The sequence below is a fragment of the Glacieibacterium arshaanense genome (assembly GCF_004681125.1).
In the GTDB taxonomy this organism is placed as follows: domain Bacteria; phylum Pseudomonadota; class Alphaproteobacteria; order Sphingomonadales; family Sphingomonadaceae; genus Polymorphobacter_A; species Polymorphobacter_A arshaanense.
This window is the reverse complement of record NZ_SIHO01000001.1, coordinates 272,797-288,339: the sequence shown is the minus strand read 5'-3', so window position 1 is coordinate 288,339 and position 15,543 is coordinate 272,797. Positions and strand designations below refer to the sequence as shown.

10 protein-coding genes and 3 tRNA genes are annotated in these 15,543 nt (G+C 62.5%); 1 reads left to right on the top strand and 12 read right to left on the bottom strand.

Going from position 1 to position 15,543, the window contains the following annotated elements:
- Positions 1-240: 240 nt before the first annotated feature.
- The 12 genes from rpoC to EUV02_RS01290 form a co-directional block, all read right to left on the bottom strand.
- Complete coding sequence (gene rpoC, locus EUV02_RS01345) at positions 241-4,458, bottom strand: DNA-directed RNA polymerase subunit beta' (RefSeq protein ID WP_135244428.1); 4,218 nt, start codon at positions 4,456-4,458, stop codon at positions 241-243.
- 119 nt (positions 4,459-4,577) lie between these two features.
- Positions 4,578-8,930, bottom strand: coding sequence for a DNA-directed RNA polymerase subunit beta (gene rpoB / locus EUV02_RS01340; protein WP_135244427.1), 4,353 nt, complete (start codon positions 8,928-8,930; stop codon positions 4,578-4,580).
- Positions 8,931-9,421: 491 nt separating this feature from the next.
- A complete protein-coding gene (gene rplL, locus EUV02_RS01335; protein ID WP_135244426.1) occupies positions 9,422-9,802 on the bottom strand; it encodes a 50S ribosomal protein L7/L12 in 381 nt (126 codons plus the stop codon).
- 70 nt (positions 9,803-9,872) lie between these two features.
- Complete coding sequence (rplJ, locus tag EUV02_RS01330; protein ID WP_135244425.1) at positions 9,873-10,385, bottom strand: 50S ribosomal protein L10; 513 nt, start codon at positions 10,383-10,385, stop codon at positions 9,873-9,875.
- A 373-nt stretch (positions 10,386-10,758) separates the two neighbouring features.
- Positions 10,759-11,457 (bottom strand): 50S ribosomal protein L1, encoded by a 699-nt coding sequence (rplA, locus tag EUV02_RS01325; protein WP_135244424.1) that lies wholly within the window; start codon positions 11,455-11,457, stop codon positions 10,759-10,761.
- Positions 11,458-11,461: 4 nt separating this feature from the next.
- Positions 11,462-11,896 (bottom strand): 50S ribosomal protein L11, encoded by a 435-nt coding sequence (gene rplK / locus EUV02_RS01320; protein ID WP_135244423.1) that lies wholly within the window; start codon positions 11,894-11,896, stop codon positions 11,462-11,464.
- Between the two features lie 89 nt (positions 11,897-11,985).
- Complete coding sequence (gene nusG / locus EUV02_RS01315; protein WP_135244422.1) at positions 11,986-12,528, bottom strand: transcription termination/antitermination protein NusG; 543 nt, start codon at positions 12,526-12,528, stop codon at positions 11,986-11,988.
- A 36-nt stretch (positions 12,529-12,564) separates the two neighbouring features.
- Complete coding sequence (gene secE, locus EUV02_RS01310) at positions 12,565-12,762, bottom strand: preprotein translocase subunit SecE (protein WP_135244421.1); 198 nt, start codon at positions 12,760-12,762, stop codon at positions 12,565-12,567.
- Positions 12,763-12,917: 155 nt separating this feature from the next.
- Positions 12,918-12,993, bottom strand: a tRNA-Trp gene (locus tag EUV02_RS01305).
- Positions 12,994-13,072: 79 nt separating this feature from the next.
- The gene (locus tag EUV02_RS01300; protein ID WP_166430451.1) at positions 13,073-14,281 is read right to left on the bottom strand and encodes a dicarboxylate/amino acid:cation symporter; all 1,209 of its coding nucleotides are present in this window, start codon (positions 14,279-14,281) and stop codon (positions 13,073-13,075) included.
- Positions 14,282-14,482: 201 nt separating this feature from the next.
- Positions 14,483-14,556: transfer RNA gene (locus tag EUV02_RS01295), tRNA-Gly, on the bottom strand.
- An 18-nt stretch (positions 14,557-14,574) separates the two neighbouring features.
- Positions 14,575-14,660, bottom strand: a tRNA-Tyr gene (locus EUV02_RS01290).
- 125 nt (positions 14,661-14,785) lie between these two features.
- On the opposite strand from EUV02_RS01290, the gene rlmB reads away from it, so the two are divergent.
- Entirely contained in the window at positions 14,786-15,541 is a 756-nt protein-coding gene (gene rlmB, locus EUV02_RS01285; RefSeq protein ID WP_135244419.1) for a 23S rRNA (guanosine(2251)-2'-O)-methyltransferase RlmB, read from the top strand.
- Positions 15,542-15,543 lie beyond the last annotated feature (2 nt).

The following is a 15,543-nucleotide window of genomic DNA, read 5'->3' as shown; positions in this document are numbered from 1 at the left end:
ATCTACGCGCCGATAATGGCGACGATAGGGCATGAAAGCGACAGGCCGGCGACAGGTCGCCGCTTTCGCACGCCTTGGCGCTGGCTATTCTGCAATTGCGCAGCGATAGCAGTGTAAACTGCGCGAAAAGCCCTGGACCCGTAAAGCCTGACCAGATTCGCCGCGTAACTACCTGATGCACAACAAAAAAAGCGCGCGTCGGTTTCCCGGCGCGCGCCCCTTTTTGTTTCGAACCGAGGCCTAGACTTCGGTTGCGGTCGCTACTGGGCTGACCAGCGCTTCGGGCGCGGCCACGACATCGACCTTGGCAGCCTGGCTCGCACGCAGCGCGGCATCGCGGCTGTTCGCCGTGACACGCATCCGCGCCATCGCCGCACCGGTACCGGCGGGGATGAGGCGACCGACGATGACGTTCTCCTTGAGACCCGTCAGCGTATCGATCTTGCCCTGCACCGCCGCTTCGGTCAGCACCCGCGTCGTTTCCTGGAACGATGCGGCCGAGATGAAGCTGCGCGTCTGCAGCGACGCCTTGGTGATGCCGAGCAGGATCGGCTTGCCTTCGGCGGGCTGGCCGCCTTCGGCAATCGCCTTGGCATTGGTCTCGTCCATTTCCTCGCGGTCGACCTGTTCGCCGACGAGCAAGGTGGTGTCGCCCGACGCGGTGATCTCGACCTTTTGCAGCATCTGGCGAACGATCACCTCGATGTGCTTGTCGTTGATCTTCACGCCCTGCAGACGATAGACTTCCTGCACTTCCGAGCACAGATATTCAGCGAGCGGCTCGATGCCGAGCACGTCGAGAATGTCATGTGGGTTCGGGTTGCCGTCGATCAGATAATCGCCGCGACGAACGTAGTCGCCCTCCTGCACCGAAACATGCTTGCCCTTGGGCACCATGTATTCGGCGACTTCACCTTCGCCTTCGGGGCGAATGTTGATGCGGCGCTTGGTCTTGTAGTCCTTGCCGAATTCAACGCGGCCGTTGATGCGCGCGATGATCGCATTGTCCTTCGGGATGCGGGCTTCGAACAGCTCGGCAACACGCGGCAGACCGCCGGTGATGTCGCGCGTCTTGGCGGCTTCCTTCGGGATGCGGGCGACGACGTCGCCAGCGAAGACTTCCTGACCGTCATTGACCGACAGAATGGCGTCGACCGCGAGCAGGTAACGCGCGGCTTCGCCGCTGTCGGCGTCGAGCAGCGTAATACGCGGCTTGAGGTCGTCCTTCTTGTTGATCGAACGCCAGTCCTGCACGACCTTGTTGGCGATGCCGGTGGCTTCGTCGACGTTCTCGGACATCGAGACGCCTTCGATCAGGTCCTGGTACTTCACCTTGCCCGACTTTTCGGTGATGACCGGCAGGGTGTACGGATCCCATTCGGCCAGACGGTCGCCCTTCGCAACGATGGCACCATCGCCGTGCATGACGGTGGCGCCATACGGGATGCGGTGGATCGAACGTTCGCGACCGTCGCTGTCCATCAGCACCAGTTCACCGTTGCGCGCCATCGAGATGTTGCGACCACGGCTGTCGGCGATGGTGTTGAGGTTGCGGAACACCAGCGTCCCGTCGACGGGAGCATCAAGCGTTGACTGCTCGCTGACCTGCGCCGCGCCACCGATGTGGAACGTACGCATCGTCAGCTGCGTGCCGGGTTCACCGATCGACTGCGCCGCGATGACGCCGACGGCTTCACCGGCATTGACCGGGGTACCGCGCGCCAGATCGCGACCGTAGCAGGTAGCGCAGACGCCAGCCTTGGTTTCGCACAGCAGCGGCGAGCGGATCTTGACTTCGGGCACTGCCGCCTTTTCGATACGCGACACGTCGCTTTCGCTGAGCAGCAGGCCGGCGGGTGCGAGCACTTCACCGGTCTTGGCATCGACGACATCGTTGAGCACGGTGCGGCCGAGGATGCGTTCGCCGAGCGAAACGATGGTGCTGCCGCCTTCGACGATGGCCTTCATCATCATGCCGCGCGAGGTGCCGCAGTCGTCTTCGATGACGACGCAGTCCTGCGACACGTCGACCAGACGCCGCGTCAGATAGCCCGAGTTGGCGGTCTTCAGCGCGGTGTCGGCGAGACCCTTGCGGGCGCCGTGGGTCGAGTTGAAGTATTCAAGGACGGTCAGACCTTCCTTGAAGTTCGAGATGATCGGGGTTTCGATGATCTCGCCCGACGGCTTGGCCATCAGGCCGCGCATGCCGGCAAGCTGCTTCATCTGCGCCTGCGAACCACGGGCGCCCGAATGCGCCATCATGTACACCGAGTTGATGCTCTTCTGGACGCCGGTGACCGGATCGATCGGCTGCGCCTTGATGGCTTCCATCATGCGGTCGGCAACGAGATCGCCGCATCGCGCCCAGGCGTCGACGACCTTGTTGTACTTTTCGCCCTGCGTGATCAGGCCGTCCTGGTACTGCTGTTCGAAGTCCTTGACTGAGGCCTTGGTGTCATTGACCAGCGCTTCCTTGGCGGCCGGGATGACCATGTCGTCCTTGCCGAAGCTGATGCCGGCCTGGAACGCGTGACGGAAGCCGAGCGTCATGATGGCGTCGGCGAACAGCACCGTGTCCTTCTGGCCGCAGTGGCGATAGACGACGTCGATAACGTCGCCGATTTCCTTCTTGGTCAGCAGGCGGTTGATGGTTTCGAACGGCACGAGGCTGTTCTTCGGCAGCGTTTCACCCAGCAGCATGCGGCCCGGCGTCGTTTCGACACGGCGCAGCACCGGCTGGTTGTTTTCATCGACGGTTTCGACGCGCGCGATGATCTTGGAATGCAGTGTCACCGCCTTGGCGTTCAGTGCAGCATGGACTTCGGCCATGTTGCCGAACATCGGCAGCTTCTGCTTCTTGGTGCCATCGGGCAGCTCGATGTATTCGGGGAAGTGCTCCTGCTGCTCCATCGAAAGGTAATAGAGCCCGAGCACCATGTCCTGCGACGGCACGATGATCGGCTTGCCGTTGGCGGGCGACAGGATGTTGTTCGTCGACATCATCAGCACGCGCGCTTCGAGCTGCGCTTCGAGCGACAGCGGGACGTGGACAGCCATCTGGTCACCGTCGAAGTCGGCGTTGAACGCCGAGCAGACGAGCGGGTGCAGCTGGATCGCCTTGCCTTCGATGAGCACCGGCTCGAACGCCTGGATGCCGAGGCGGTGCAGCGTCGGCGCGCGGTTGAGCAGCACGGGATGTTCGCGGATCACCTCGTCGAGGATGTCCCAGACTTCCTTGCGTTCCTTTTCGACCCACTTCTTCGCCTGCTTGAGGGTCATCGACAGACCCTTGGCATCGAGACGCGAGTAGATGAAGGGCTTGAACAGTTCGAGCGCCATCTTCTTCGGCAGGCCGCACTGGTGCAGCTTGAGTTCGGGACCCGTCACGATGACCGAACGGCCCGAATAGTCGACGCGCTTGCCAAGCAGGTTCTGGCGGAAGCGGCCCTGCTTGCCCTTGAGCATGTCGGACAGCGACTTGAGCGGACGCTTGTTGGCACCGGTGATGGTGCGGCCACGGCGACCGTTGTCGAACAGGGCGTCAACGGCTTCCTGCAGCATGCGCTTTTCGTTGCGGACGATGATGTCCGGCGCGCGCAGTTCGATCAGCCGCTTAAGACGGTTGTTGCGGTTGATGACGCGGCGATACAAGTCGTTCAGATCCGACGTCGCGAAGCGGCCACCGTCGAGCGGCACCAGCGGGCGCAGTTCGGGCGGGATGACCGGCACGACCTGGAGCACCATCCATTCAGGGCGGTTGCCCGAATTGATGAAGCTCTCAACGACCTTCATCCGCTTGATGATCTTCTTGGGCTTCAATTCGCTCTTGGTGGTGCGCAGATCCTCCTTGAGGATCTCCATTTCACCCTCGAGGTCCATTTCCTCGAGCAGCTTGCGGATCGCCTCGGCGCCGATGCCGGCCTGGAACGCGTCTTCGCCGTATTCGTCCTGCGCCTTGAGCAGTTCGTCTTCGGTCAGCAGGTCGAACTTCTTCATCGGCGTCAGGCCGGGTTCGAGCACGACATACTGTTCAAAATAGAGCACGCGCTCTAGGTTCTTTAGCTGCATGTCGAGCAGCATGCCGATGCGCGACGGCAGCGACTTCAGGAACCAGATGTGCGCAACCGGCGCCGCCAGTTCGATATGGCCCATGCGTTCGCGGCGGACCTTCGAAACGGTGACTTCAACGCCGCACTTTTCGCAGACGATGCCCTTGTACTTCATGCGCTTGTACTTGCCGCACAGGCATTCGTAGTCCTTGATCGGACCGAAGATGCGCGCGCAGAACAGGCCGTCGCGTTCGGGCTTGAACGTCCGGTAGTTGATGGTTTCGGGCTTCTTGATTTCGCCGAACGACCACGAACGGATACGTTCGGGCGATGCCAGAGAGATCTGGATCTGGTCGAACGTTTCCGGCTTCGCCGCCGGGTTGAAGAAGTTCATCAGTTCCTGGTTCATAACCGGTTCCTTCTAATTCTGTTCCCCGCCAACTGCGCGGGGCCGAGGGGAGGTTGCGCGCGGTGTTGCGCGCCGTCGGTGCGCGCGGCAGCCGAAGCTGCCGCGCCGCCAACCCGCCCCTACTTGACGACCTCGTGGTTCTGCAGTTCGACGTTGAGGCCGAGCGAACGCATTTCCTTGACCAGCACGTTGAAGCTTTCGGGAATGCCGGCCTCGAAGGTGTCGTCACCCTTGACGATGGCTTCGTAGACCTTGGTACGGCCGATGACGTCATCGGACTTGACCGTCAGCATTTCCTGCAGCGTGTACGCGGCGCCGTAAGCCTGCAGCGCCCAGACTTCCATTTCGCCGAAGCGCTGGCCACCGAACTGCGCCTTGCCGCCCAGCGGCTGCTGGGTAACGAGCGAGTACGGCCCGATCGAACGTGCGTGGATCTTGTCGTCAACCAGATGGTGCAGCTTGAGCATGTAAATGTAGCCCACGGTCACCTTGCGGTCGAACATGTCACCGGTGCGGCCGTCGAACAGTTCGACCTGACCCGAGCCATCAAGGCCGGCCAGTTCGAGCATCGCCGTCACATCGGCTTCACGCGCACCGTCGAACACCGGGGTCGCCATCGGCACGCCGGCAGCGAGGTTGTGCGCAAGCTCACCCAGCTGGTCGGGCGACAGGTCGGCGATATCGCTGTCATACTGCCAGCCATAGATCGACTTGAGCTTGGCGCGCAGTTCGGTGGTGTCCGCCGAAGCCAGTTCCTTGCCACGGGCATGGATGTCTTCGAGCATCTGGCCGATCTGCTTGCCGAGACCGCGTGCAGCCCAGCCAAGGTGCGTTTCGAAGATCTGACCGACGTTCATGCGCGACGGCACGCCCAGCGGGTTAAGGACGATGTCGACCGGCGTACCGTCTTCGAGGAACGGCATGTCTTCCTGCGGCAGGATGCGCGAGATGACGCCCTTGTTACCGTGACGGCCGGCCATCTTGTCGCCCGGCTGCAGCTTGCGCTTCACCGCGACGAAGACCTTGACCATCTTGAGCACGCCCGGCGGCATTTCGTCGCCACGCTGGAGCTTGTCCTTCTTGTCATCGAGACGCGCGTCGATGTTCTTCGTTGCGTCTTCCCACTGCGCCTTCAGTGCTTCGAGATCGGCCTGAATGGCGTCTTCGGCAACGCCGAACTTCCACCATTCGCGGCGCGGCACGGTGGCGAGCATGTCGTCATCGATTTCGGCACCCTTCTTGAGGCCCTTGGGGGCCGCAACAACGGTTTGGCCGACGAGGCTCTGGCGCAGGCGGGCATAGGTCGAGCGGTCGAGAATGGCGCGTTCGTCGGCGGCATCCTTTTCGAGGCGTTCAATTTCTTCACGCTCGATCTGCAGCGCGCGTTCGTCCTTGTCGATGCCGTGGCGGTTGAAGACGCGGACTTCGACGACAGTGCCGGCAACGCCCGGCGGCAGGCGCAGCGAGGTATCGCGAACGTCCGAGGCCTTTTCGCCGAAGATGGCGCGCAGCAGCTTTTCTTCAGGCGTCATCGGGCTTTCACCCTTGGGCGTGATCTTGCCGCACAGGATGTCACCGGGTTCGACTTCGGCGCCGATGTAGACGATGCCCGCTTCGTCGAGGTTGCGCAGGGCTTCCTCGCCGACGTTGGGGATGTCGCGGGTGATGTCTTCCGGCCCGAGCTTGGTGTCGCGCGCCATGACTTCGAATTCTTCGATGTGGATCGAGGTGAAGACGTCTTCCTTGACGATCTTCTCGTTGATCAGGATCGAATCCTCGTAGTTGTAGCCGTTCCACGGCATGAACGCGACGAGTGCGTTGCGGCCGAGCGCCAGTTCGCCCAGTTCGGTCGACGGGCCGTCGGCGATGATGTCTCCGCGGCTGACGATGTCGCCGACCTTCACCAGCGGACGCTGGTTGATGCAGGTGTTCTGGTTCGAACGCTGGAACTTCATCAGCGTGTAGATGTCGACCGCCGACTTGCCGGCCTGGACATCTTCGGTGGCGCGGATGACGATACGCGTCGCATCGACCTGGTCGACGATGCCGGTGCGGCGGGCAGCAATCGCGGCGCCGCTGTCGCGGGCCACGGTGCCTTCCATGCCGGTGCCGACAAACGGCGCTTCGGCGCGCACCAGCGGCACGGCCTGACGCTGCATGTTCGAGCCCATGAGTGCGCGGTTGGCGTCATCGTTTTCCAGGAACGGAATCAGCGACGCCGCGACCGACACCAGCTGCTTGGGACTGACGTCCATCAGCGTGATCTGGTTCTTCGGCGCCATCAGGAACTCGCCGGCTTCACGTGCAGAGATCAGGTCCTCGACGAAGCCGCCGTCCTTGTTGGTTTCGGCGTTCGCCTGCGCGATCGTGTGCTTCACTTCTTCCATCGCCGACAGATAGACGACGTCGTCGGTGAGCTTGTGATCGACGACTTTGCGGTACGGCGTTTCGATGAAGCCGTACTTGTTGACGCGGCTGAACGTCGCGAGGCTGTTGATCAGACCGATGTTCGGGCCTTCGGGCGTTTCAATCGGGCAGATGCGGCCATAGTGCGTCGGATGAACGTCGCGGACTTCGAAGCCGGCACGCTCACGCGTCAGACCGCCCGGCCCGAGCGCCGAAACGCGACGCTTATGCGTCACTTCGGACAGCGGGTTGGTCTGATCCATGAACTGCGACAGCTGCGACGAGCCGAAGAATTCGCGCACCGCGGCAACCGCCGGCTTGGCGTTGATCAGGTCGTTGGGCATGACGGTGTCGATATCGACCGACGACATGCGTTCCTTGACCGCGCGTTCCATGCGTAGCAGCCCGACGCGGTACTGGTTTTCGAGCAATTCGCCGACCGAGCGGACCCGGCGGTTGCCGAGGTTGTCGATGTCGTCGATTTCGCCCTTGCCGTCCTTTAGATTGACCAAGGTGCGGACGACTTCGATGATGTCCTGCGAACGCAGCACGGTGATGTCATCGGCGACATCAAGGCTCATGCGCATGTTCATCTTGACGCGGCCGACCGCCGACAGGTCGTAGCGATCAGGATCGAAGAACAGGCCGTAGTACATGGCTTCGGCGGTTTCGCGCGTCGGCGGTTCGCCGGGGCGCATGACGCGGTAGATTTCGCTCAGCGCATGGTCGCGGTCTTCGACCTTGTCGGCCATCAGCGTGTTGCGGATCCACGGCCCGACGTTGACGTGATCGATGTCGAGCAACTCGACGCGGTCGACGCCCGACTTGTCGATGTTGGCGAGGTTGGCTTCGGTCAACTCGTCACCGGCTTCGATGTAGATCTCGCCGGTCTTCTCGTTGATCAGGTCGTACGCCGAATAGCGGCCGAAGATTTCTTCGGTCGGGATCAGCAATTCCTTCAGACCGTCGGTCTGCGCCTTGCGCGCCAGACGCGGCGTGATCTTGGTGCCCAGCGGGAACGCGACTTCGCCGGTTTCGGCGTTGACGACGTCGAAGCTCGGCTTGGTACCGCGCCATTGCTCGGCCTCGAACGGCACGATCCAGCCGCCCTGGCCACGCACCCAGGTGACGCGGCCATAGAACTCATTGAGGATCTGCTCGCTGTTCATGCCGCGCGACACGACGCGCTTGATGACGCCGACGTCCTTGTCGCGTTCGCCGTCGCGGGTGATGTACTGGCCGTCCGAAACCGCGCCGTGCAGGCCCGAAACGCGCAGATACTTGCCGTCGAACTCTTCGACCTTGGCGGGGAAGTGGCCGGCGATGCGCACGGTTTCACCGACCGCAGGTGCATTCACCACGTCGTCGATCTGGAAAACCGTGTCGCCCAGCGTGTAGAGCAGGCTGGTGACCGGCAGCTTGCGCTTGCGGTCGATGCGGACGTTGACGATGTCCTTGGCGTCGAATTCGAAGTCGAGCCACGAACCGCGATACGGGATGACGCGCGCGGCGAACAGAAACTTGCCCGACGCATGCGTCTTGCCGCGGTCATGGTCGAAGAACACACCAGGCGAACGGTGCATCTGGCTGACGATGACGCGCTCGGTACCGTTGATGATGAAGGTGCCGTTGCCGGTCATCAGCGGCATGTCGCCCATGTAGACGTCCTGCTCCTTGATATCGAGCACCGACCGGGCTTCGGTCTCGGCGTCGACTTCAAAGACGATCAGGCGCAGCGTGACGCGCATCGGCGCCGCATAGGTCATGCCGCGCTGGCGGCATTCCTCGGTATCGTACTTGGGCTCTTCGAGTTCGTAGTGGACGAAATCGAGTTCCGACGTGCCGGCGAAGTCACGGATCGGGAACACCGAGCGCAGCGTCTTTTCGAGGCCCGAGACATAGCCATCGGCCGGACGCGAGCGCAGGAAATGCTCATAGGACTCGCGCTGAACCTCGATGAGGTTCGGCATCTGCACGACTTCGTGGATCTTGCCGAAGGTCTTGCGGACGCGCTTGCGACCGGTGAACGAGGTCGTTGCGACCGGGGTCGATGCTTTGGTTGCCATGTGTCTCTCTCGCCTTTTCGTCAACGCGCAGGAGCTTGTTCCAACGCGAAAAAGTGCGCATTCCGGGGTCGCCGGAACCGCACCGTGAGCGTGATGATAACCTTGGCCGCCGCCTCCAATTCGTCGCGATCCGTATCGCCAGTCGGATCGTGTCCCGGAGGTGGGCCAAGCGACGCTATCCCCGTGTGGAGAATCGCGGCGTTTGTTCGTGGAGGGGTATATAGGGCGGGTGTAGGATTTTGGGAAGGGGGGTTGTTGGGGATTGTCTGGAGCCGGGGGTGGTTGGCGGCCTGCCGCGGGGCAAGCCCGCGAGTCAAGCTGGGTGGGACAAGGGCAGAAGGAAGGAAGTGGTCGGCATAGCCGCCCGTCGGACACGATGAAGGGGCGGGAGTTGCCTCCCGCCCCTTCACGTGCCGTCCGGCCTTCGGCGAGTCCGTTGGCTTCGCCCGATTGCTGCGCAATCAGGCTCCAGCCAACGGCCGCCGTGTCGCTTACTTCAGTTCGACAGTCGCGCCGGCTTCTTCGAGCTGCTTCTTGAGCTTCTCGGCTTCAGCCTTGGCAACGCCTTCCTTCACGGCCTTCGGAGCCGATTCGACCAGCGTCTTGGCTTCGGTCAGACCGAGGCCAGTGATGGTGCGGACTTCCTTGATGACGTTGATCTTCTTGCCACCGTCGCCGGTGAGGATCACGTCGAACTCGGTCTGCTCTTCAGCAGCCGGGCCAGCAGCGGCGCCACCAGCGGCCGGGCCGGCAACGGCGACGGCAGCAGCGGCCGAGACGCCCCACTTTTCTTCGAGCATCTTGGCGAGGTCAGCCGCTTCGAGGACGGTCAGCGTCGAAAGTTCTTCAACGAGCTTGTTGAGATCAGCCATGTGTAGTCTCCATTCATGTGCCGCAAATCACGCGGCAATTTCATTTGGGTTGAGCTGCGAAATTGCAGCGTTATGCGGCTTTGGCAGCGTACGCGCCGACGACGCGCGCCAGCTTGCCCGCCGGGGCGTTGACCAGCTGCGCGATCTTGGTCGCAGGTGCCTGAACCAGGCCCACGATCTTCGCACGCAGTTCGTCGAGCGACGGCAGTGTTGCCAGTGCCTTGACGCCGTTGATGTCGAGCATCGTTGCGCCCATCGCGCCACCGACGATTTCGAACTTGTCGTTCGACTTCGCGAAATCAACTGCAACCTTGGCGGCTGCAACCGGATCGGTGGAGGTGGCAAACCCGACAGGACCGGTCAGCATGTCGCCGAGCGGCTGGTAGGGCGTGCCTTCGAGTGCGATGCGCGCAAGGCGATTCTTGGTCACCTTGAAGGTCGCGCCGGCCGCCCGCATCTTGATCCGAAGATCGGTGACTTGCGCCACCGTCAACCCGTGGTTGCGTGCAACGACGACAACCGAGGTCTCGGACAAAGTCTTGGCGAGGCCGGAAACCTGCTCAGCTTTTTGAGCGCGATCCATAGTCTCTCCTTTGTTTCACCTGCCGGACGATTCCAGCAGGCGGGTGAGCCATGGCGCCAATATCTTTGGGGGATACGGGCTCCAAGGCCCGTCCGAGGGGTCGTCACCGGCACCGCAGTTTCCTGACGGACCGACCGGAAGCGCCATCGCACGGCCCTTGCGGTAAAAACTCTCCCCGTCTCATGCAGGCCCTTCTGGGCTTAAGCTGTTGCCAGCACCTGCAATCTCGGACGGTGTGCCACAGGCAAGCCCGCAGCAGAGCGCGTCTCTATAGTGGGATTCGCGTCGCGGTCAAGTTCTGCGGTCAAGCTGCAGCACATGAAAAGGGCCGGAGTTACCCCCCGGCCCTTCGCATTGCTTTAGGTCGCTAAGGTCAGGCGCTGTGGCCGACCGTCGTCGTATCGACCTTGATGCCGACGCCCATCGTCGAGCTGAGCGCGATCTTCTGCAGATACTTGCCCTTGGCGCCCGACGGCTTCGACTTGACGACTGCATCGAGCAGCGCATCGAAGTTGGCGCGCAGCGCTTCGACCGGGAAGCTCGCCTTGCCGATGCCGCCATGAATGATACCGGCCTTTTCGACGCGATATTCGATCTGGCCGCCCTTGGCCGCTTCGACAGCTTCCTTGACGTTCATCGTCACGGTGCCGAGCTTCGGGTTGGGCATCAGACCCTTGGGACCGAGCACTTTGCCGAGACGGCCGACCAGACCCATCATGTCGGGGGTGGCGATGCAGCGATCGAAGTCGATCTTGCCACCCTGGACGATTTCGAGCAGGTCTTCGGCGCCGACAACGTCAGCACCCGCAGCAAGGGCTTCTTCAGCCTTGGCGCCACGGGCGAACACGCCGACGCGCACGGTCTTGCCGGTGCCCGACGGCAGCGTCACGACGCCGCGGACCATCTGGTCAGCATGACGCGGATCGACGTTGAGGTTGATCGCGACTTCGATGGTTTCGTCGAACTTGGCGGTGGCGTTGGCCTTGACCGAGTTCAGCGCGACATCGAGGTCGTAGAGCTTGTCGTTGTCGACGGTGGCGGCGAGCGCCTTGTACTTCTTGGTTGCGGCCATTGGATCAGCCCTCCACTACTTCGAGGCCGATCGAACGGGCCGAGCCCTCGATCGTCTTCATTGCCATATCGATGTCGTTGGCGTTCAAATCCGCCATCTTGATCAGCGCGATTTCGCGGATCTGCGACTGCTTGATCTTGCCGGCGAAAGCGCCCTTGCCCGGCGTCGTGCCGCCCGACTTCATGCCGGCGGCCTGCTTAATCAGGAACGACGCCGGTGGCGTCTTCGTGATGAAGGTGAAGCTGCGGTCGGCATAGACGGTGATCACGGTCGGGATGGGCGTACCCTTCTCGAGCGATTCGGTCTTGGCGTTGAACGCCTTGCAGAATTCCATGATGTTGACGCCGCGCTGACCGAGCGCGGGACCAATCGGCGGGCTCGGGTTGGCAGCGCCAGCCTTAACCTGCAACTTGATGTAACCGGTAATCTTCTTTGCCATTTTCGGCACTCCTTATGTGGTGCAAACGACAGCCGAGGCTGCCTCCCACTTCCAAATCCTGCCTTGCGGCAGAAACTTTTAAACCAACCTTACTTCGGCTTTTCGACCTGCTCGAACGCGAGCTCGACGGGCGTTGCGCGCCCGAAGATCGACACCGAAACCTTGACCTTGCCATGATCGAAATCGAGTTCTTCGACCATGCCGTTGAAACTGGCGAACGGACCGTCGAGCACCTTGACCTGGTCGCCGATTTCGAAATTGACCTTGAGCTTGGGCTTGGCGGTCGACACCGCTTCCTCGGCCTTGGTGTTCAAAATCCGCGCCGCTTCGGCTTCGGTAATCGGCTGCGGCTTGTTCTGCTGACCGAGGAAGCCCGTCACCTTCGGCGTGTTCTTCACCAGGTGATAGACGTCATCGTTCATGTTGAGCTTGGCGAGCACATAGCCCGGGAAATATTTGCGGTCCGACGTGACCTTCTTGCCGCGGCGCACCTCGGTGACCTTTTCGACGGGCACTTCGATAGCGTCGATGAAGGCATCGAGGCCCATGCGCGCGGCTTCGATCTGAATCGCTTCGCGGACCTTGTTCTCAAAGCCCGAATAAGCGTGAATGATGTACCAGCGCGACGGCATTGATCCAAACTTCCCTTATGCTGCCTAAGCGACGCGTCAGGACGCGAAGCTGAGCAGGAACTTGACCGACCAGCCGAGAATCTGGTCGACGCCCAGGAAGAAGATCGACAGCACCGTGGTCATGATCAGCACGAAAATCGTCGTGGTGATCGTCTCGCGACGCGTCGGCCAACTGATCTTGGCAGTTTCGGCGCGAACTTGCGCAACGAACTCACCCGGGGTCGTCTTGGCCATCTCAACCTTCCCGCCTGAACGGTAAAACAACAAAAACCAGCCCGGAGCGCGCTGTACCGGTCACTGTGACCGACACCCGCGAAACCGCGGCTGGGCATCCAACCCAACTTCGTACCCGTCCCGGCCGACTTCAAGGCCTGAACGGTCCCGGAGCATGGCAGGAGTGGAGGGATTCGAACCCCCGGCCCTCGGTTTTGGAGACCGATGCTCTACCAGCTGAGCTACACTCCTCCGGGTCCGAGACGGGCGGCTATACCGATACGGGCTAAATCTCGCAAGTGCCTTGTGGCATGGTCGCCAAGCTTTCCGGCTAAGCTTTGCTGCGGTCAAGCAACACCGCCGCGAGCAGATCGGCGGTGACATTCGCCACTGTCTTGAAGATGTCGGGTATGGTGTCGATCGCAATCAGCAACGCCAACCCCTCGACCGGTAGTCCGAGCGCTTCGAACAACGGCACCTGCATCAGCAAGCCGGCGCTGGTGATGCCCGGCGTGCTGAGCGCCAGCAGCACCCCGTAGCCCGCCGCCAGCGCAATCGCCGCCGACCCGAGCGGGATGCCGTATAGCGCCGCGACAAATGTCACGCCGAGCAATGTGCTGACCGCCGCTTGCAGCTTGAACGTCGCCGCCGCCAGCGGCAGCACAAAGGCGCTGACCGGCTCCGACACACCGAGCGGACCGCGCGCTGCCGTCAGCATCGACGGCAGCGACGCCAGCGATGACCGCGACGCGAACGCCACCAACTGTGCCGGCAGGATGCCGCGCGCGAAGCGGGCAATCGACACGCCGCCAAGCGGCGCCAACGGATAGAGCGCCAAGGTCAGCACCGCATGGACAACGATGCTCACAGCGAAGAAAAGCAGCAGCGCCGCCGCCGCCGCACCGCCAAGCTTGGCACCGACCACCGCGCCCAATCCGAACACGCCGATAGGCGCAAGCATCAGTACCCAGCCGACGACGATCATCATCGCGTCGCCCAGCCCCTTGAAGAAACCGATGACCGGCGCCGCAACCGGATCGGGCAGCCGCCCGAGCGCTGCGGCAAAGATTAGCGTGAAGACCAGCACCGGCAGGATGGCACCGTCGGCGGCAGCCTTGATGATGTTGGCGGGCACCAGTGACAGCAGCCAGTCGCGCGGTGTGAGCGCGGCACCTTCGGGCAGCGCGGTGCTGTTCGCCAGCAGCGCGGCAGTGTCGGCGGGATCAAGTTTCAGTCCGCCCCACAGATGCGGCGTGACGAATGCCGCGATGGTGGCGACGACAATCGCCAGCGTGGCGAACACCGCGAACGCCCGGGCACCAAGCTTGCCGGTGGCGCCGCGCTCGCCGCCCGCGACCGCGACGATGAGCAGCGCTGCAATCAGCGGCACGATCGTCATGCGCAGCCCGTTGACCCAGAGCTGGCCAACAGGTTCGACGAGTTTGATGGCGAGGCTGTCGGGTGCGAGCAGGCCGAGGGTCAGGCCGGCGACGAGGCCGAGCAGCACGCGCAGCACGGGTGATTTGTGGAGTTGCGACATGGTGTTGGGCCCCCTGTGGGGGAAGGTAGCGGGGTGTTCGGGAGCAGTCGAGAGCTTGCGGCGCGTCGTGGCAAAGCCACGCCGTCGGACGGGTTCGTCGGCTTGGCGCCTCCGCCCCGCCGGCCGGCCTTGCGCGAGTCTGGACAGAAGCGAAAATTCGCGAAGGGCGAATTCACTCTTCCGCTCCAGCCGCGCAGCGGCTGGAGCGGGTAGCGGGGATCGAACCCGCATATGAAGCTTGGAAGGCTACCGCTCTACCATTGAGCTATACCCGCACCGTGCGTCGGGACAGGTGGTGGAGGGGGTTGGATTTGAACCAACGTAGGGAAAACCCGGCAGATTTACAGTCTGCTGCCATTGACCGCTCGGCCACCCCTCCACGGACGTGTCCTTCGTCGCAGCCTTGCGACTGCGAGGCGCGGTTAGTGGCGAAGCCGCGCCCCGCTGTCAACAACCGCTGTCTCCAACTGGTATAAATTCTACTTCCCCGCTACAGGCTGCACCATGGGACGCAGACCACACCCCCGAAATGCTGCCGGGCAAAAAAGCAGCTACCCGCGCCTTTATGGTCGCCATGCCGTGTTCGCCGCGCTCGATAATCCCGAGCGTGTGCACCGCAAGCTCTATGTCACGCACGAAACCGCCAAGGAGATCGTCATCCCCAAGGGGCTGACGGTGCAGTATGGCGATTCCTACGACTTGGCGCGGCTGATTCCGAACGACGCCCCGCACCAGGGCTATGTGCTTGAGGTCGAGCCACTCGAAAACCCGTGGATCGGCGACATCTTCGCGCTGGGCGAAGGCAACACACGCCCGCTGGTTGTGCTCGACCAAGTTACAGATCCGCACAACGTCGGCGCCATCATGCGTTCAGCCGCCGCATTCAATGCGCTCGCCATTGTCACGCAGGACCGGCATGCGCCGCCCGAATCGGGCGCACTCGCCAAAGCCGCATCAGGGGCGCTCGAAACTTTGCCATGGTGCCGAGTCGTCAATCTGGCGCGTGCACTAGATGAAATGGCAGAAGCCGGCTTCTGGCGCATCGGACTCGATGGCAGCGGCGAAGTCACGCTCGAACATGCGCTCGGCAACACCAAACCGGCGCTGGTACTCGGTGCTGAAGGTGAAGGCATGCGGCAAAATACGCAAGCCCATTGCGATGTACTGGCGCGACTGCCGATGACCGGCGAGATGGAAAGCCTCAACGTGTCGAACGCCGCGGCGATCGCGCTTTATGCGGCGGCACGGCGCGCCCTGTAGGT

Excerpts from the sequence above, each read along its gene's own strand:
- nusG (WP_135244422.1), bottom strand. The coding sequence starts at position 12,528 with ATGCCGTCGCGCTGGTACATCATTCACGCTTATTCGGGCTTTGAGAAC.
- rplA (WP_135244424.1), bottom strand. The coding sequence starts at position 11,457 with ATGGCCGCAACCAAGAAGTACAAGGCGCTCGCCGCCACCGTCGACAAC.
- rplL (WP_135244426.1), bottom strand. The coding sequence starts at position 9,802 with ATGGCTGATCTCAACAAGCTCGTTGAAGAACTTTCGACGCTGACCGTC.
- secE (WP_135244421.1), bottom strand. The coding sequence starts at position 12,762 with ATGGCCAAGACGACCCCGGGTGAGTTCGTTGCGCAAGTTCGCGCCGAA.
- EUV02_RS01300 (WP_166430451.1), bottom strand. The coding sequence starts at position 14,281 with ATGTCGCAACTCCACAAATCACCCGTGCTGCGCGTGCTGCTCGGCCTC.
- rplK (WP_135244423.1), bottom strand. The coding sequence starts at position 11,896 with ATGGCAAAGAAGATTACCGGTTACATCAAGTTGCAGGTTAAGGCTGGC.
- rlmB (WP_135244419.1), top strand. The coding sequence starts at position 14,786 with ATGGGACGCAGACCACACCCCCGAAATGCTGCCGGGCAAAAAAGCAGC.
- rpoC (WP_135244428.1), bottom strand. The coding sequence starts at position 4,458 with ATGAACCAGGAACTGATGAACTTCTTCAACCCGGCGGCGAAGCCGGAA.
- rplJ (WP_135244425.1), bottom strand. The coding sequence starts at position 10,385 with ATGGATCGCGCTCAAAAAGCTGAGCAGGTTTCCGGCCTCGCCAAGACT.
- rpoB (WP_135244427.1), bottom strand. The coding sequence starts at position 8,930 with ATGGCAACCAAAGCATCGACCCCGGTCGCAACGACCTCGTTCACCGGT.